This is a genomic window from Enterobacter sp. EC_64, assembly GCF_019584165.1.
In the GTDB taxonomy this organism is placed as follows: Bacteria; Pseudomonadota; Gammaproteobacteria; order Enterobacterales; family Enterobacteriaceae; genus Enterobacter; species Enterobacter roggenkampii.
This window is the reverse complement of sequence record NZ_VDAS01000015.1, coordinates 50,293-66,488: the sequence shown is the minus strand read 5'-3', so window position 1 is coordinate 66,488 and position 16,196 is coordinate 50,293. Positions and strand designations below refer to the sequence as shown.

The 16,196-nt window shown below is 58.2% G+C and carries 15 protein-coding genes and 1 other annotated feature; of the genes, 4 read left to right on the top strand and 11 right to left on the bottom strand.

Annotated features, from left to right (window positions below; genetic code table 11):
* The first annotated feature begins 13 nt into the window (after window positions 1–13).
* A complete protein-coding gene (gene dsdA, locus FHC52_RS13855) occupies window positions 14–1,300 on the top strand; it encodes a D-serine ammonia-lyase (RefSeq protein WP_021242686.1) in 1,287 nt (428 codons plus the stop codon).
* A 54-nt stretch (window positions 1,301–1,354) separates the two neighbouring features.
* Here dsdA and FHC52_RS13850 read toward each other — a convergent pair whose 3' ends face one another.
* From FHC52_RS13850 to FHC52_RS13835, 4 genes are all read right to left on the bottom strand, one after another.
* Window positions 1,355–1,702: a DUF202 domain-containing protein gene (locus tag FHC52_RS13850; RefSeq protein WP_023293700.1), complete on the bottom strand. Its 348-nt coding sequence runs from the start codon at window positions 1,700–1,702 to the stop codon at window positions 1,355–1,357.
* A complete protein-coding gene (locus FHC52_RS13845; RefSeq protein WP_023293699.1) occupies window positions 1,692–2,039 on the bottom strand; it encodes a YidH family protein in 348 nt (115 codons plus the stop codon). Before FHC52_RS13845 ends, FHC52_RS13850 begins: the two co-directional genes overlap by 11 nt.
* Before the next feature lie 92 nt (window positions 2,040–2,131).
* Window positions 2,132–3,454, bottom strand: a complete 1,323-nt coding sequence (locus tag FHC52_RS13840) for a 6-phospho-alpha-glucosidase (RefSeq protein WP_023293698.1) — start codon at window positions 3,452–3,454, stop codon at window positions 2,132–2,134.
* The gene (locus tag FHC52_RS13835; protein WP_032664651.1) at window positions 3,451–5,073 is read right to left on the bottom strand and encodes an alpha-glucoside-specific PTS transporter subunit IIBC; all 1,623 of its coding nucleotides are present in this window, start codon (window positions 5,071–5,073) and stop codon (window positions 3,451–3,453) included. The genes FHC52_RS13840 and FHC52_RS13835 overlap by 4 nt, the downstream gene beginning before the upstream one ends.
* Before the next feature lie 221 nt (window positions 5,074–5,294).
* On the opposite strand from FHC52_RS13835, the gene FHC52_RS13830 reads away from it, so the two are divergent.
* Window positions 5,295–6,041, top strand: coding sequence for a GntR family transcriptional regulator (locus tag FHC52_RS13830; RefSeq protein ID WP_126288239.1), 747 nt, complete (start codon window positions 5,295–5,297; stop codon window positions 6,039–6,041).
* Here the strand turns inward: FHC52_RS13830 and FHC52_RS13825 are convergent.
* The 3 genes from FHC52_RS13825 to ibpA form a co-directional block, all read right to left on the bottom strand.
* Window positions 6,009–7,670: a putative transporter gene (locus tag FHC52_RS13825; RefSeq protein WP_023293696.1), complete on the bottom strand. Its 1,662-nt coding sequence runs from the start codon at window positions 7,668–7,670 to the stop codon at window positions 6,009–6,011. The two genes, FHC52_RS13830 and FHC52_RS13825, sit on opposite strands and share 33 nt — an antisense overlap.
* Window positions 7,671–7,842: 172 nt before the next feature.
* Window positions 7,843–8,271: a small heat shock chaperone IbpB gene (gene ibpB / locus FHC52_RS13820; protein ID WP_008500161.1), complete on the bottom strand. Its 429-nt coding sequence runs from the start codon at window positions 8,269–8,271 to the stop codon at window positions 7,843–7,845.
* Window positions 8,272–8,407: 136 nt separating this feature from the next.
* Window positions 8,408–8,818: a small heat shock chaperone IbpA gene (ibpA, locus tag FHC52_RS13815; RefSeq protein ID WP_008500162.1), complete on the bottom strand. Its 411-nt coding sequence runs from the start codon at window positions 8,816–8,818 to the stop codon at window positions 8,408–8,410.
* Window positions 8,812–8,883 (bottom strand) — a sequence feature (ROSE (Repression Of Heat Shock gene Expression) occurs in the 5'-region of heat shock genes and acts as an RNA thermometer to modulate expression.). (Overlaps the previous gene by 7 nt.)
* 249 nt (window positions 8,884–9,132) lie before the next feature.
* Between ibpA and FHC52_RS13810 the strand changes: the two genes are divergently transcribed.
* Complete coding sequence (locus FHC52_RS13810; protein ID WP_021242679.1) at window positions 9,133–9,465, top strand: YceK/YidQ family lipoprotein; 333 nt, start codon at window positions 9,133–9,135, stop codon at window positions 9,463–9,465.
* Here the strand turns inward: FHC52_RS13810 and FHC52_RS13805 are convergent.
* The 3 genes from FHC52_RS13805 to FHC52_RS13795 all read right to left on the bottom strand — a co-directional run bounded on the left by FHC52_RS13805 (window position 9,462) and on the right by FHC52_RS13795 (window position 12,694).
* Window positions 9,462–10,691, bottom strand: a complete 1,230-nt coding sequence (locus tag FHC52_RS13805) for a DUF3748 domain-containing protein (protein ID WP_126288243.1) — start codon at window positions 10,689–10,691, stop codon at window positions 9,462–9,464. The two genes, FHC52_RS13810 and FHC52_RS13805, sit on opposite strands and share 4 nt — an antisense overlap.
* A 50-nt stretch (window positions 10,692–10,741) precedes the next feature.
* Window positions 10,742–11,554, bottom strand: coding sequence for a sugar-phosphatase (gene yidA / locus FHC52_RS13800; RefSeq protein WP_008500165.1), 813 nt, complete (start codon window positions 11,552–11,554; stop codon window positions 10,742–10,744).
* A gap of 114 nt (window positions 11,555–11,668) precedes the next feature.
* Window positions 11,669–12,694, bottom strand: a complete 1,026-nt coding sequence (locus tag FHC52_RS13795) for an NAD(P)-dependent alcohol dehydrogenase (protein WP_008500166.1) — start codon at window positions 12,692–12,694, stop codon at window positions 11,669–11,671.
* A gap of 109 nt (window positions 12,695–12,803) precedes the next feature.
* Here FHC52_RS13795 and FHC52_RS13790 point away from each other — a divergent pair, with 109 nt between their 5' ends.
* On the top strand, window positions 12,804–13,739 hold the full coding sequence (locus FHC52_RS13790; RefSeq protein WP_023293694.1) for a LysR family transcriptional regulator: 936 nt from the start codon (window positions 12,804–12,806) through the stop codon (window positions 13,737–13,739).
* A 34-nt stretch (window positions 13,740–13,773) separates the two neighbouring features.
* Here FHC52_RS13790 and gyrB read toward each other — a convergent pair whose 3' ends face one another.
* A complete protein-coding gene (gene gyrB / locus FHC52_RS13785; RefSeq protein WP_220420117.1) occupies window positions 13,774–16,185 on the bottom strand; it encodes a DNA topoisomerase (ATP-hydrolyzing) subunit B in 2,412 nt (803 codons plus the stop codon).
* Window positions 16,186–16,196 lie beyond the last annotated feature (11 nt).

Here is a 16,196-nt window from a genome sequence, read left to right as displayed (position 1 = left end):
GAAGAGACGTATTATGGAAAACGCAACTATCACCACTTTAACCGCACAGTTTCCTCTGGTTGAGGATCTGATTGCCCTGAAAGAAACCACCTGGCTTAACCCGAACACGACCACGCTTGAAGAAGGGCTGCCCTATGTCGGGCTGACCAAAGCCGACGTGGACGATGCCCATGCGCGCCTCAACCGCTTCGCGCCATATCTGGCGAAAGCCTTCCCGGAGACGGCCGCAACGGGCGGGATTATTGAATCCGAACTGGTCGCCATCCCGGCAATGCGGGCGCGGCTGGAGAAAGAATCTGGCAAATCCATTCCCGGCACGCTGCTGCTGAAAAAAGACAGCCATTTGCCAATCTCCGGCTCGATTAAAGCGCGCGGCGGTATCTATGAGGTGCTGACCCACGCGGAAAAACTTGCGCTGGACGCCGGGTTGCTGAGCGTTGAAGACGACTACAGCATCCTGCTGGAGCCGCGCTTTAAGGACTTCTTCAGCCAGTACAGCATTGCGGTAGGCTCAACCGGCAACCTGGGGATGTCCATCGGCATCATGAGCGCACGCATCGGCTTTAAGGTGACGGTGCATATGTCCGCCGACGCCCGCGAGTGGAAGAAAGCCAAACTGCGCAGCCACGGCGTCATCGTCGTGGAATATGAGCAGGATTACGGCGTGGCGGTGGAGCAGGGACGCAAAGCGGCGGAAAGCGATCCGAACTGCTTCTTCATTGACGATGAAAATTCCCGCACCCTGTTCCTGGGCTACGCGGTGGCGGGCGAGCGCCTGAAGGCACAGTTTGCCGCTCAGGGCCGCGTGGTGGATGCCGATCATCCGCTGTACGTCTACCTGCCGTGCGGCGTCGGCGGCGGCCCCGGCGGCGTGGCGTTTGGCCTGAAGCTGGCCTTTGGCGATAACGTTCACTGCTTCTTCGCGGAGCCCACGCACTCCCCGTGCATGCTGCTGGGCGTTTACACCGGCCTGCACGATGAGATCGCGGTGCAGGACCTGGGCATTGATAACGTGACGGCGGCGGACGGGCTGGCGGTAGGACGCGCCTCCGGCTTCGTGGGCCGCGCGATGGAGCGCCTGCTCGACGGGTTCTATACGCTTTCCGATCAGAGCATGTACGACATGCTCGGCTGGCTGGCGCAGGAGGAAGGCATTCGTCTGGAACCGTCCGCGCTGGCGGGCATGGCCGGACCGCTGCGCGTGCCTTCAGATGCCAGCGTTACTCACCTGGTGTGGGCGACCGGCGGCGGCATGGTGCCGGAAGACGAGATGGCGAAGTATCTGGCTAAAGGGCAGTAATTCTGCCGGGTGGCGGCAGTTGTAGGCCCGGTAAGGCGTAGCCGCCACCGGGCTTTAAAAGCTCACAATTTGCTGAATGTGAGTCACTGCGAAGAGTAAAGACAGCAACAGCACGGCCAGGGCGATGAGGAACTTATCCCGCACCGCCTTCGGCTGCACAAAGTCGTCCTGCGCTACGTCCATCAGGTTACGGCTGCGGGTATAGCGCCATAAAACGATTGCCACCAGCGCCAGCACAACAAGCGAGATCCAGAACGGCACCCCGGTGCGGTGCCAGTTGTGCTTAATAGCCAGGGCGATCAGCGCGCCATACCCCAGCAGCGTGCGCAGCCAGGCGAGCGACGTCCGCTCCGGCTGCAGGCCGGGGTCCGCTTCGCGTCGCGCTTTGCGGCTATCCGCCATAGAACACCAGCACCATCACCACGCCCGCCACCGCCAGCAGAATCACGCTGATGATGAGTAACCCACGCGTATAGGGCAGATCCTGCTTCAGTCGCATCGCCTTCTCATTGCGCAGCCAGCGCAGGTAGCCGTAAATCGCCAGCACGCCCGCGAACAGGCACAGCAGCAGCGCCAGCACCTCGCGAATCAACGGCGTGGCGAAATCAGGCGCGAGCTGGTCGAGCCCCACCCCGGCGGCAAGAAACCCCAGCGCGGTGCGGATCCACGCTAAAAACGTGCGTTCATTAGCCAGCGAGAAGCGGTAGTCCGGCGCTTCGCCGAGGCGGGAAATTTTCATGAAGGTTCCTTGTCGAGCTACGGGCAGGCTTCAGCATAGCGTAAATCGACAAGGACAAGGAGACCGGCATCGGGCGATGCCGGTCAGGACGATCAGTGCAGCGCTGGCCAGTAATCCTTGTTGGCCTCGATCAGGTCATCCAGAATCGCTTTTGCGACGGACGCGCTCGGCACGGTTTTCGACAGGGTAATCGCCTGCCAGAGTTTCTGGTACGAGCGCTGCTCCCAGGCATCCACCACCAGTTTTTCCACCGCCACCTGCTGGCTCATCAGCCCTTTCTGGAAGTGCGGAATATCGCCCACCGTGAGCGGCTCCGGTCCGTTATGACCCACCAGGCACGGGATCTCCACCATCGCGTCGGCATCAAAATTATGGATAGCCCCGTTGTTAGGCACAATCAGCAGCATGCGTTCCTGGGTATTAAAGGCAATCGCGGTTGCCAGATCGACGATGTACGACGCATGTTCGTCGATTTCCAGCTCACCGGCGGAGGATTTGCCCGCCTCGATAATCGCCCGGCATGAACTGAATACATGCTTCTCACGGTGATCCATGACCTCATTGGCGCGGGTGCGTTCCGGGTTGGAATGCGCGACCACGTAGTCCGGGAACAGATAATACTTCAGGTAGGTGTTCGGCATGGTGTCCGAATCCAGCGCCTGCACGTCTTTGGCTTTCGCGAACGTATCGTTCCAGCTCGCCTCGGTATGGGCATCGTCAGAAGGTGGAACATAGCCATGTTTCGCCACGTATTCGCGCAGCTTCGGCATCAGATCGTTACCTTTCAGGTCTTCAATCGACGTCCACCAGCCGAAGTGGTTCAGGCCATAGTAGCGCACGCGCATCTCTTTCCGGTCCTTCAGGCCGACAATCTGCGCCATGCGCCCTTCAATGCCGATCGGCATATCGCAGATGTTGAGAATTTTGGCGTTCGGACGCAGGCGGCGCGTGGCCTCCGCAACAATCGCCGCCGGGTTGGAGTAGTTCAGCATCCACGCGTTCGGGGAGTACTGCTCCATGTAATCCACCAGCTCCAGCACGCCGCCGATAGAGCGCATGCCGTAGGCGATCCCGCCCGGGCCGCAGGTTTCCTGGCCCAGCACGCCGTGGCGCAGCGGGATTTTTTCATCTTTTTCGCGCATCGGGTATTTGCCCACGCGGATATGCGCCATCACGAAATCGACATCGCTAAACGCCGCTTTCGGGTCGGTGGTATAGCTGAATTCAATCTCCGGGGCCTGCTCCTTAAGGATGATTTTGCACGCTTCGGCGATGGTTTCCTGACGCGCGCCGTCGTTGTCATAGAACTTCAGGGCGCGCAGCGGGAAACGGTCACGGTTGGCTAACAGCATCAGGACGATACCAGGCGTGAAGGTGCTGCCGCCGCCTGCAATGACAACTGAGAATTTTTTCATGATATAGCCTCTGTCAGGGTGGTTTGTTCATTCGTTAAGGGGGTTTTCATCAGCGATTCCAGCTGGTCGCGCACCTGAGGAACGTGCAGACCGACAATCACCTGAATGCCGTTGCCGCGTCGCACCACGCCGTGGGCGCCGAGGGCTTTGAAGACGTCATCGCTTTGCGTTTTCGCCATATCGACCAGGGCGATGCGCAGGCGGGTGGCGCAGTTGTTGATGCTTTCGATGTTGGCCGCGCCGCCCAGCGCCTGCAGGAATCCGGCGGCCTGCCCGACCTGCTGGCTGGCCGCGGCCGGGGCGGTGGTTTGCCCGCGCGCCGCCTTATAGTCGGCCTTGCTGTAGAGCTTGATTTCGCTCTCTTCCCGGCCCGGGGTTTTCAGGTTCAGACGCGCAATCAGCGTTTTGAAGACCACGAAGTAAACTCCGGTAAAGCAGACGCCAATGCCGATCTGGGTGAACACCGTCGAGGCGTGGTTGTGGAACATCGGGATCCAGTTTTGCGGCAGGAATTGGTCCAGCAGGCCGCCGCCCATGTTCCCGACCACGCCGAAGGTGTACATCACCGTTGCCATGGTGGCCGCCAGCACGGCGTGAACGGCAAACAATAGCGGCGAGATAAACAGGAAGGTGAATTCGAGCGGTTCGGTAATGCCCACCAGCACCGCGGTAAGCGTGGCCGGGACCAGCAGCCCCGCGACCTTGACGCGGTTTTCCGGCGACGCGGTGTACCAGATCGCCAGCGCAATCCCGACCGAGCCGAACACTTTGGAGTTGCCGTGCAGCGCGAACCCGCCTTCCGGGAAAAGAGTTTTCAGCGGCAGGGTGCTCTGGCTGAATTCCTGCAGGTGCTGCGCCCAGTAGACCTGAATTCCCCCTTCCACCGCCGCCGGGCCAAAAATGAACGGACCGTAGACGAAGTGGTGCAATCCGGTTGGGATCAGAATGCGTTCCAGGAAGGTATAGACCCATACGCCCAGCGCACCGGCAGAACGCAGGAACGCCTGCAGGGACTCAATGCCCATCTGCACTTTCGGCCAGCCCAGCAGCGTCAGCCAGGCGCAGGGGATCATGACGAAGAACGCGAGGATCACGACAAACGAGCTGCCCTGGAAAATCCCCAGAAACACCGGCAGCGGCTTGTCAAAATAGCGGTTGTGGATGGCGGTGACGATGCCTGAAATCACGATAGCGCCGATGATGCTGGTATCGAGCGTTTTGATCCCGGCAATCATCGCCAGCCCGCTTCCCGCTGTCGGTTCGGCGGAGAAGTCGACGCCGAAGAAGTGGCCCCAGGTCATCCCCATCGCGTTGATGAAGTAGTTCCAGGTCAGGAAGCTAATCAGCACAGCCAGACAGGCGCGGCCCTGGGCCTGCTTCGCCAGGCCAATCGGCAGGCCGACGGCAAAAATCAGCGGCATATTGCGGAACACCGCCCAGCCGCCCTCTTCAATGATGTGAACAATCTGCGCGAAAAGATGATCGGGGGCCGTTAAGGCTTCGCCGACAAACAGCGGGTTGCGAAGCATGATGGCGATTCCCACCACGATCCCGGCGAACGGAAACAGCAACACCGGGGTAAACATGGCACCGCCAAAACGTTGTATTTGACTGAGCATTTTTAAATCCTCATGAAACAACCTGTAGGGGTAGAGGCCTTTATGGTTTTTTGCTGGCCTGAGGTGAGCATAAGAACTTACTGATGCGCGAACATGGCGTGCCGCTGCGATTCGTGATCGCATTCATGGTTTTATTTTGACCAATCAGGTCTACTTTTTACGGTAAATATGGACATGTCAGGACGCCATCCACGCCCTGATAAGGGCAGAGAGGTCTACTGGTGATCTACAAATCGATTGCCGATCGATTGCGGCTGCGGCTGAATTCGTCGGACTACAATATCGGCAGTCCGCTGCCGGGCGAGAAAGCGCTGGCGCAGGAGTTCGGCGTGGCGCGAATGACCATCCGCAAGGCGCTGGATCTGCTGGTGAGCTGGGGGCTGGTTGAACGGCGGCACGGCAGCGGCACGTTTGTGTCACGCAAAGACGTTCACCACGAAACCACCAACCTGACCGGGCTGGTGGAGGTGCTGCGTCAGCAGGGAAAAGAGGTGCAGAGCAAGGTGCTGCAGTTTGAAGTGATGCCCGCCCCGCCCGCCATCGCCAGCCAGCTGCGAATTCAGATGGATGAGCGGATCTACTTTTCCCGGCGGGTGCGCTACGTGGACGGAAAACCGCTGATGCTGGAGGACAGTTTTATGCCGGTGAAGCTGTTTCGCAATCTGTCGCTGGCGCATCTTGAAGGGTCAAAGTTTGATTACATCGAGAAGGAGTGCGGGATCACCATCAGCGGCAACTACGAGAGCCTGACGCCGGTGCTGGCCGATAAGCAGCTGGCGGGTTATATGAACCTGCCGGAACAGACGCCGCTGTTGCGTATCACCTCCCTTTCCTACAGCGACAGCGGCGAGTTTCTCAACTATTCCGTGATGTTCCGAAATACCAGTGATTACCAGGTGGACTACCATCTGCGGCGCATCCACCCGGAAGATTTACTAGCTCATCCCCCAGAACAGCACCGCCAGTAGCTGCGGGGTGATGATGCGCAGGAACATCACCAGCGGGTAGACGGTGGCATAGGAGAGCGCGGCCGCGCCGCTGGTGGTGTGCAGGTTATTGGCAAAGGCCAGCGCGGGCGGATCGGTCATGGAGCCCGCCAGCATGCCGCACAGCGTCAGGTAGTTCATTTTGGCGAACATCCGCGCCAGTATGCCCACCGTCAGCAGCGGGATCGCCGTGATAAAGATGCCGTAGCCGACCCAGCTCATCCCTTCGCCCTTGATCAGCGTATCGACGAAATCCCCGCCGGACTTCAGCCCGACCACCGCCAGGAACAGCACGATGCCCAGCTCGCGCAGCGCCAGGTTGGCGCTCGGCGGCATAAACCAGTAGAGCTTACCGATGCAGCCGATACGCCCGAGGATCAGCGCCATAATCAGCGGCCCGCCCGCCAGGCCCAGCTTGAGCGCCACCGGGAAGCCCGGCACGTACAGCGGGATGGAGCCCAGCAGCACGCCAAGCCCAATACCGATAAACACCGGTAGCATCTGCACCTGCTGCAGTTTCTGCTGGGCGTTACCCACCATATCCGCGACGGCGTCGATGGAAGACGGGCGCCCAACCAGGTTGAGGATATCCCCGAACTGCAGGCTGGCCTCCGGGCTGGCGACCAGCTCGACACCCGCACGGTTAAGGCGGGAGATCACCACGTCATAACGCTCTTTTACCTGCAGATCGCGTATTTTTTTGCCAAGGACGTGCTCGTTGGTTACCACAACGCGTTCCACCCGCATATCGGTGCCGCGCGTTGAGAGCGAGGTATCCACTTCCTGACCAATCACCAGACGGGCATTGTTCAAATCGCCGGGCTGGCCCACCAGGTGCAGCAGATCGCCTTGCTGAATGATGGTGCCGGGCGCGGGCACCATCAGCATATCGTCGCGCTTAAGGCGGGAGCAGATAATATTGGCGCTGTTCAGAATCGGCACGTCCTGAATCGCCATATTGTTCAGGTTGGGGTTATCAACCCGAATGTTGATGGTTTTGATCGGCATATGGCCGTTGGTAAGCGTGGTTTCGTGGTCCTTCGCCTCTTTATCGACGTTAATGCGAAACAGGACGCGGACCAGCCACATGGAGAGCAGAATGCCGCAAATACCAAACGGATAGGCCATGGCGTAGCTCATCCCCATCTGGTCGACGATGCCAGGTTCGATGCCCAAATCGCGCAGGATTTGCTGCCCCGCGCCGAGCGCAGGCGTGTTGGTGACCGCCCCGGAGAAAATGCCCAGCACCACGGGCAGCGGGATAGCAAAGATTTTATGCAGAATGGCGGTGACCAGCCCGCCCATCACCACAATGCCGAGGGCAAACAGGTTGAGCCGTAAGCCGGAGACCCGAAGTGAGGCGAAAAAACCCGGCCCCACCTGAATCCCGATGGTATAGACGAACAGGATCAGGCCGAACTCCTGGGTAAAGTGGAGCATTTCGGCGCTCAGCACCAGCCCGAGCTGGTCGGCAAAGTGGCCGACAAAAATGCCGCCAAACAGCACCCCGCCTATCCCAAACCCGACGCCGCGGATTTTGATATTCCCTATCCACAGGCCAACAACAGCGACCAGGGCCAACACGCTGACGGTTAACGCGATATCACTCATGATCCACTTCCTTGGCATAACCTTAGTTATGCTAAGGATTCTCTCAGAGCCGTGGGCGGTTGTATGGGCGATGGCGCACAAAAAAGCCCTGCCGGGGCAGGGCCTTGTGCGGTCTGTGAGCAGTGTCGGGTGGCGGCTGCGCCTTACCCGACCTACAGGTTCGGCGGGCTTGTTAACTATTCAACGCCGGCCGGTCGCTAATGGCGATACGCTGCGGCGCGATGGCTTCCGGCACGTTACGGGTCAGGTCAATATGCAGCAGCCCGTTGGTAAACGTTGCGCCGGAGACGTCCATATGGTCTGCCAGGGTAAAGCTCAGGCTAAACGGCTGATTAACCAGCCCTTGATGTAGCCATTTGGTCTCGGTCTCTTGTTTCTCCGGCGTACCTTTCACGGTCAGACGCGTGCCTTCGAGCTGAATATCCAGATCCTCCTGACGGAAGCCGGCCAGCGCAAGGGTAATGCGATAGTGGTTATCGTCGCTTTTTTCGATGTTGTACGGCGGAAACGTCTGTTGCTCAGCGGTGTTTTGCAGGGCATTAGCCAGTTTGTCAAAACCAATCCACTGACGAAGTAAGGGGGATAAATCGTAGTTACGCATACTAAATCTCCTTCTGAGAAGCGAGTTCGGCACAGTTTAATGTTGTGCGCAGTTGTTCCTGCAAATCCTGATGGATTCGCATATGCTCCCGTTACGGCAAGCAGGTCTGGGTGGGCCGCTCGCGCGACCCGCATAATTAGTTAATTTCGATACGACGCGGTTTTTTCTCTTCCGGAATCACACGTTCCAGTTCGATAAACAGCAGGCCGTTGACCAGGTTCGCGCCTTTCACATGAATGTTCTCAGCTAACTGGAACTTGCGTTCAAAGTTGCGCTCAGCGATGCCCTGGTAAAGGTAGGTACGTTCTTTCTGCTCGGCCGTATGGGAACCTTTCACCACCAGCAGGTTGTCCTGCGCGGTGATCTCCAGTTCGTTTTCTGCAAAACCGGCGACGGCAATGGCGATGCGGTAGTGGTTTTCGTCAACCAGCTCAACATTGTATGGAGGGTAGCCGTTGCTCTGGCTTTGGTTATTTTCTAAATGGTTAAACAGGCGGTCAAAACCAATTGCAGAACGGTATAGCGGAGAAAGATCGAAGTTACGCATAAATAAAACTCCTGAAATCAGCGAGAAAATTAAGCCTTCCACCATGGACAGGCCTTTACGCCCCCCGAACACCCATCAGGCGAGTTCGTTATCGGGTCGTATTCTTAAAATGGGTCTGCAACCGGGCTTTTCAAGCATGACAACTGCACTTTTTTTTGCACTTTCCTGCATCTCGCATAGACTGGGACAACAGCACAAAGGGTTAAATTGCGATGGCTGCCACAGTGCGGGGTTATCGGGCTATCCATTTTGGATAAGGCTCGCTATAACCCTGAGTTGCAGGTCTATGCAGTGCCATTAACGATGACTGAGTGATGATGAAAAATGTTCTGATAAAGCTGACGACGTTCAGCGGGGTAGTTTTACTTTGCGGGTGTTCGAGCGTGATGTCTCACACCGGCGGTAAAGAAGGAACATATCCGGGGACGCGCGCCAGCGCGGCGATGATCTCCGATGACGATACAAACTGGGGCACCAAATCCCTGGTTATCCTGGATATGCCGTTTACGGCTGTGGCGGACACGCTTCTGCTGCCGTGGGATTTATTCCGTAAGGACGACTCCGTGCGCTCACGGGTAGAGAAAAGCGAGCAGGAAAATCTGGCGACAAACGCCGTCATTCCGCCCGCAGAGATGCCGCCGCGCTAGTTCTGCGCGGTTTCCGCTAACCAGAGCTGACGGAAACCGTCCGTCTCTTCCATCCACACAATAAAGCGCCCGTCCGGGGAAAATACGACGGCATCCGCAGACGGCGGATTGCCGTGATCGGACGTCAAAAACGTCACTTGTCCGGTCTGCGCGTCACAGCAGGCGATCCGGTTTTCGAGCACAAACCCCAGCCGATCACCCGCCGGATGCCAGTTAAACGCAGACTGAATATCGCTCCCGTTACGCGTCAGCTGGCGCGGCTCGCCGCCATCAGGTGAGATCAGCCACAGCTGCACAATGCCGTTATCGTCGCGCATCAGAAACGCGACCTGTGTCCCCTCCGGGTTGCTGCGAACCCAGTGACGCGGCACGTTCACCAGGCCCGGATAGGCCCTTTGATGCGTAAAGGTCAAACGACGCTGCTTCACCCCAGCAGGCGGGGCTGGCAGGGTCTCTGCGGTGCCCTGAAGCGGCGCATCGCCCGCCCGTTTCCAGCTCTGTTCATCTTCTGGCAGGTTAACAATAAACAGTTCAGGCACTTTCTCGCCCGTTGCAGACAGGGTATCGCCGATAAACGCCAGTCTGTCGTTGCCCACCCAGCCCTCTTCGTAGGCGCGGTTAATCTCGTCGCTGCCCGGCTGCGGGTTGGGCGTCGTGCGGCTGACCAGCACGCTCCAGTAAGTCCCCGGGTATTCACGAGGATGGTTTCCCGGCGGATTCACCGGGCCATAAGGCGCTGCCACGCCGACGTTGCGTAAATCGAGCTTCGCATCGCGCACGTGCAGCACGTGGTCGTTATAGGTAAAGCTGACAAGCTGGCCGTTCGGGCTGAAGACATGGACGTGGCTGCCGCCGCGCAGCGCGCCCGGGGTGAACGGTGAAGTGATATCCATTGCGTCCAGGTTGCTCACCTGCCCGTGATGCGCAATTACCCCCTGGCGATGATGAAAATCGTAGTGCCACTCCGCATCCGGGTTTTTCGGGCCGTGGATAAAGACGTATTTCTCCTGCGCGGGATGAACGGTCACCACGCCAACGTGCGCACCGTCAGTGGCGCGATAAATCACCTCGACCTCGCCCGTAACAACATTAACCCGCTCGATGGTTTCACCGGTGAACGATGCACCTGACGGGCGCACGTCATAGACCAGCCACTGGCTGTCCGGCGTCCAGGTATTGATGTTAGTAAGCTGGTGGTTGCGGGAAGCGAAGGTGATTTGTTTCATGAGGATACCCTGATGCGCAGTTATCGCATCAGGGTATCGCAAGCGGGTGTTTAGTTCAGCACAAACTTCTCAATGGCGTAAGCCACGCCGTCTTCGAGGTTGGATTTGGTGACAAAATTAGCCACTTCTTTCACTGACGGAATAGCGTTATCCATCGCTACGCCCATGCCCGCGAATTCAATCATCGCGATGTCGTTTTCCTGATCGCCCAGCGCCATGATTTCGTCTGGTTTGATGCCCAGCGCGTCGGCCAGCGATTTCACGCCGGTGCCTTTATTGACGCGTTTATCGAGGATTTCAAGGAAGTACGGCGCACTTTTCAGCACGGTGTATTTCTCTTTCACTTCGGCCGGAATGCGCGCAATCGCTTTATCCAGGATCTCCGGCTCGTCGATCATCATCACTTTCAGGAACTGGGTGGCCGGATCCATCTTCTCGGCTTCGCAGAACACCAGCGGAATGGTCGCCACGTAGGATTCATGTACCGTGTAGTAGCTGATATCACGGTTGGCGGTGTAAAGCGTATTGCGATCGAGAGCGTGGAAGTGGGAACCCACCTCACGGGACAGTTTTTCCAGGAACCGGTAGTCATCGTAGCTTAGCGCGGTTTGCGCAACCGTACTGCCATCTGCGGCTTTCTGCACCAGCGCGCCGTTATAGGTAATGCAGTAGTCGCCGGGCTGATTCATGTGCAGCTCTTTCAGGTAGCTGTGCACGCCCGCATACGGACGCCCCGTGGTGAGGACCACATTCACGCCCTTTGCGCGTGCCGCGGCGATCGCGTTCTTAACGGCTGGAGAGATAGTGTGGTCTGGCAGCAACAGCGTGCCGTCCATATCGATTGCAATAAGTTTGATAGCCATGAGTTCCCCGGGATAAATGAGTGCTGCCTCATGCTAACGCGATTAAACACACAAAAATAGAGCTACCTTGCGCAACAAAAGCCCCCTTTTACGCCTATCCCGAGGAACAAAGACCTACTCGCGAGTGAGAACGATTTTACCAAACGCACCGCGATCCAGATGCTCAAGAGCCTGTTTAAGCTCGTTAAAACGGTAGCGATGCTCAATCACGGGTTTCAACCCGGTGACATCCACGGCGCGGACGAAATCCTCCAGCGCCCGGCGGTGCCCCACGCCGATCCCCTGAATGACGGGAGATTTCAGCAACAGTTCGCCAGCAGAGAGCGAAATGTCAGACCCGGCCAGCACGCCAATGACCGAGATACGTCCATGAACGGCAACGGCGCGCAGGGAGTGCTTCAGGTTCTCGCCCCCCACGGTTTCGATAATATGGTCGATGCCGCGATCCTGAGTCAGCGCCAGCGCCTCTTCAGCCCAGTCGCCTTTCAGGCGGTTGATGCCCTGGCTGGCCCCCAGCTTTTTGGCCAGCGCCAGCTTTTCATCGCTCCCGGACGTAACAATGACCTCTGCGCCGTGCGCTTTTGCGATTTGCAGGGCGAAAATCGCCACGCCGCCCGTCCCCTGTACCAGCACCGATTGCCCGGCGCGCAGCTGACCGCGTTCCACCAGTGCGAACCAGGCGGTAAGCCCCGCGCAGGGTAAGGTGCTGGCCTCTGCGTCATCCAGGGTTTCCGGCGATGCCGCCAGCGCGTCTTCCTTCACAATCACGTACTCGGCCAGCATTCCCTGGAAGTATCCACCGGACGTTCTATAGGGCAAATTGCGCGCGTCCGCCTGCGGTTTACCGTCGATCCACTCCGGAAAGAAGGTTGAGATGACGCGCGCGCCGGGCTGGAAACGCGTGACGCCTTCACCAATGCTGTCGACGACGCCCGCCATGTCAGACGCCGGGGTAAACGGGAAGGAAAGCGGAATCGGCATCGTGCCTTCTATCACCATTTTATCGCGATAGTTGAGCGCAACGGCATTCACCCTTACGCGCACTTCACCCGGACCTGGCTGTGGAATGGGCTCCTGAATAAGCGTGAGGCTCTCGCGCCCGAGGGCGCTCATCGTCCAGCGTTGCATTGTCTCGGTCATTTTTTTCTCCGGCCATCAAGTAAGCTTTAGTACTGACAGTCTACCGTTGACGCATGGTCGCCAGTGGCGATAAGTTTTCTCTATATTGACGCCAAAAAAGATACAATTCATGACCGACACGCTGAAGGATATCCCTGTTTTTGTGGCTGCCGTAGAGGCGGGAAGTTTCGCTCAGGCCGCCATTCGTCTGCATTTGTCACGCTCGGCGGTAGGAAAAAGCATCGCTCGTCTCGAGGAGCGACTGGGGGTACGGCTGTTTCAGCGCACCACCCGCAGCCAGAGCCTGACCGATAACGGCGCCCTTTTTTATGAACGGTGCCTGCTTGCGCTGGAGGAAATTCGGGGCGCGGAATCGCTGCTTGAAACGGGGAAACAGCAGGTTAGCGGCCGCCTGCGCGTTGCCATGCCGGTACTGTTTGGCCGCCAGTGCGTCGCGCCGCTGTTGATTGAACTGGCGCAGGAACACCCCGGGCTTGAGCTTGAAATGTCGTTCAGCGACCGCGTGGTGGATCTGGTGGAGGAAGGGTTTGATATGGCGGTGCGTAACGGCAGGCTGCAGGACAGCAGCATGCTGGTCGCCAGAAAGCTGGGCGAACACCGCATGGTGCTGTGCGCTGCGCCGGATTATCTGCAGAACAAAGGCCAGCCGCAAAGCGTGGCTGACTTACCCCATCATACGGCCATTAACTATCTGCGCGCAGGCAGAGTGTTACCCTGGCAACTGATGGATAACGAAGGGACCTCGCACACCTTTACTCCCCGTTCATCGCTCAATATGGATGATTTGCAGGCCATCTGCGACGCGGCGCTGGCCGGACACGGGATTGCCTGGCTCCCCTGCTGGATGGCCATTAAAGAAATTCATCAGGGAAAGCTCGTCCCGCTCCTGAAACAGGCGCCCGATGTCCATTTTGACGTTCATGCCGTCTGGCAGCAAACGCCGCACCTGCCGCTGAGGGTGAGGATTGCCGTCGATACGCTCGCCAGTCGCTTACCGTCAGTGCTGTCGCAGGATATGCCCGCGCCCATAAAAAAGCCGCGCTAAACGCGCGGCCAGTTATTGTGCGGTATCACGTCGATTAAATATCGATATTTACCGCTTTCAGGGCGTTCTCTTCGATGAAAGCACGACGTGGTTCAACCGCATCGCCCATCAGGGTGGTGAACAGCTGGTCTGCAGCAATCGCGTCTTTAACGGTCACGCGCAGCATGCGACGGCTTTCCGGATCCATGGTGGTTTCCCACAGCTGCTCCGGGTTCATTTCGCCCAGACCTTTATAGCGCTGGATCGCGAGGCCGCGACGGGACTCTTTCACCAGCCAGTCCAGCGCCTGCTCGAAGCTGGCTACCGGCTGACGACGTTCGCCACGTTCGATGAACGCATCGTCTTCGATCAGGCCGCGCAGCTTCTCGCCGAGCGTGCAGATACGACGGTATTCCGGACCGGTGACAAACTCGTGCTCCAGCGGGTAGTCGGTGTCGACGCCGTGGGTACGCACGCGAACGATCGGCTCGAACTGCCCGTCAGCGTTCTGCTGAACATCGCATTTCCACTGGCTGCCGTGCTGCTCTTTTTCGTTCAGATCGGTCACCAGAGCGTTCACCCAGCGGGTGACGGTCTGCTCGCTGCTCAGATCGGCTTCGGTCAGGGTTGGCTGATAAACCAGCTCCTTCAGCAGCGTTTTCGGATAACGGCGTTCCATACGCGTAATCATTTTCTGCGTGGCGTTGAACTCGGACACCAGACGCTCCAGCGGCTCACCGGCCAGTGCAGGGGCGTGCGAGTTCGCGTGCAGGGTCGCGCCATCAAGCGCGATTGCGATTTGGTACTGATCCATCGCTTCGTCGTCTTTGATGTACTGTTCCTGCTTGCCTTTCTTCACTTTGTACAGCGGCGGCTGGGCAATGTAGACGTGACCACGCTCAACGATTTCAGGCATCTGACGATAGAAGAAGGTCAACAGCAGCGTACGAATGTGCGAGCCGTCGACGTCCGCATCGGTCATGATGATGATGCTGTGGTAGCGCAGCTTGTCCGGGTTGTACTCGTCACGGCCAATGCCGCAGCCCAGCGCGGTGATGAGCGTCGCCACTTCCTGAGAAGAGAGCATCTTGTCGAAACGGGCTTTCTCAACGTTGAGGATTTTACCCTTCAGCGGCAGAATCGCCTGGTTCTTGCGGTTACGGCCCTGCTTCGCAGAACCGCCCGCGGAGTCCCCTTCCACGAGGTACAGTTCGGACAGCGCCGGGTCGCGTTCCTGGCAGTCAGCCAGCTTGCCCGGCAGGCCGGCTAAGTCCAGCGCGCCTTTGCGACGGGTCATTTCACGGGCTTTACGCGCCGCTTCACGGGCACGCGCCGCATCAATAATTTTGCCCACCACGATTTTCGCGTCGGACGGGTTTTCCAGCAGGTATTCGCTCAGCAGTTCGTTCATCTGCTGCTCAACCGCCGATTTCACCTCGGAAGAGACCAGCTTGTCTTTGGTCTGTGAGGAGAACTTCGGATCCGGCACCTTCACGGAAACCACGGCAATCAGGCCTTCACGGGCATCGTCACCGGTGGCGCTGACTTTCGCTTTCTTGCTGTAGCCTTCTTTGTCCATGTAGGCGTTCAGGGTACGGGTCATCGCCGCACGGAAGCCTGCAAGGTGGGTACCACCGTCACGCTGTGGAATGTTGTTGGTAAAGCAGTAGATGTTTTCCTGGAAACCGTCGTTCCACTGCAGCGCCACTTCAACGCCGATACCGTCTTTTTCGGTGGAGAAATAGAAGATATTCGGGTGAATAGGCGTTTTGTTCTTGTTCAGATACTCAACGAACGCCTTGATACCGCCTTCGTAGTGGAAGTGGTCTTCTTTGTTGTCACGCTTGTCGCGCAGGCGAATCGAGACGCCGGAGTTCAGGAACGACAGTTCACGCAGGCGTTTCGCCAGGATGTCGTACTCGAACTCGGTGACGTTGGTGAAGGTTTCGAGGCTCGGCCAGAAACGCACCATGGTACCGGTTTTGTCGGTTTCGCCGGTAACGGCCAGCGGTGCCTGCGGCACGCCGTGCGTGTAAAGCTGACGGTGAATTTTGCCTTCGCGCTGGATAACCAGCTCCAGCTTCTGCGAGAGGGCGTTTACTACCGAAACACCTACGCCGTGCAGGCCGCCGGAAACTTTATAGGAGTTATCGTCGAACTTACCGCCTGCGTGCAGGACGGTCATGATCACTTCCGCCGCGGAGACGCCCTCTTCCGGGTGAATACCGGTTGGGATGCCACGGCCGTCATCGGTGACGGAGACGGAGTTATCCGCATGGATGGTGACCACGATGTCTTTACAGTGACCCGCGAGCGCTTCGTCGATAGCGTTATCTACCACCTCGAATACCATGTGGTGCAGACCGGTGCCGTCATCCGTGTCGCCGATATACATACCCGGGCGCTTACGCACCGCATCCAGCCCTTTCAGGACTTTGATACTGGAGGAGTCATAAGAATTCGACATCAACGTTTCTC

Bases quoted from the DNA above. Each gene is read 5' to 3' on its own strand.
- FHC52_RS13850 (WP_023293700.1), bottom strand. From the start codon at position 1,702: ATGGCGGATAGCCGCAAAGCGCGACGCGAAGCGGACCCCGGCCTGCAG.
- FHC52_RS13835 (WP_032664651.1), bottom strand. From the start codon at position 5,073: ATGCTCAGTCAAATACAACGTTTTGGCGGTGCCATGTTTACCCCGGTG.
- yidA (WP_008500165.1), bottom strand. From the start codon at position 11,554: ATGGCTATCAAACTTATTGCAATCGATATGGACGGCACGCTGTTGCTG.
- FHC52_RS13805 (WP_126288243.1), bottom strand. From the start codon at position 10,691: ATGAAACAAATCACCTTCGCTTCCCGCAACCACCAGCTTACTAACATC.
- FHC52_RS13795 (WP_008500166.1), bottom strand. From the start codon at position 12,694: ATGACCGAGACAATGCAACGCTGGACGATGAGCGCCCTCGGGCGCGAG.
- FHC52_RS13790 (WP_023293694.1), top strand. From the start codon at position 12,804: ATGACCGACACGCTGAAGGATATCCCTGTTTTTGTGGCTGCCGTAGAG.
- FHC52_RS13825 (WP_023293696.1), bottom strand. From the start codon at position 7,670: ATGAGTGATATCGCGTTAACCGTCAGCGTGTTGGCCCTGGTCGCTGTT.
- ibpB (WP_008500161.1), bottom strand. From the start codon at position 8,271: ATGCGTAACTACGATTTATCCCCCTTACTTCGTCAGTGGATTGGTTTT.
- FHC52_RS13840 (WP_023293698.1), bottom strand. From the start codon at position 3,454: ATGAAAAAATTCTCAGTTGTCATTGCAGGCGGCGGCAGCACCTTCACG.
- ibpA (WP_008500162.1), bottom strand. From the start codon at position 8,818: ATGCGTAACTTCGATCTTTCTCCGCTATACCGTTCTGCAATTGGTTTT.
- FHC52_RS13845 (WP_023293699.1), bottom strand. From the start codon at position 2,039: ATGAAAATTTCCCGCCTCGGCGAAGCGCCGGACTACCGCTTCTCGCTG.
- dsdA (WP_021242686.1), top strand. From the start codon at position 14: ATGGAAAACGCAACTATCACCACTTTAACCGCACAGTTTCCTCTGGTT.
- gyrB (WP_220420117.1), bottom strand. From the start codon at position 16,185: ATGTCGAATTCTTATGACTCCTCCAGTATCAAAGTCCTGAAAGGGCTG.
- FHC52_RS13810 (WP_021242679.1), top strand. From the start codon at position 9,133: ATGATGAAAAATGTTCTGATAAAGCTGACGACGTTCAGCGGGGTAGTT.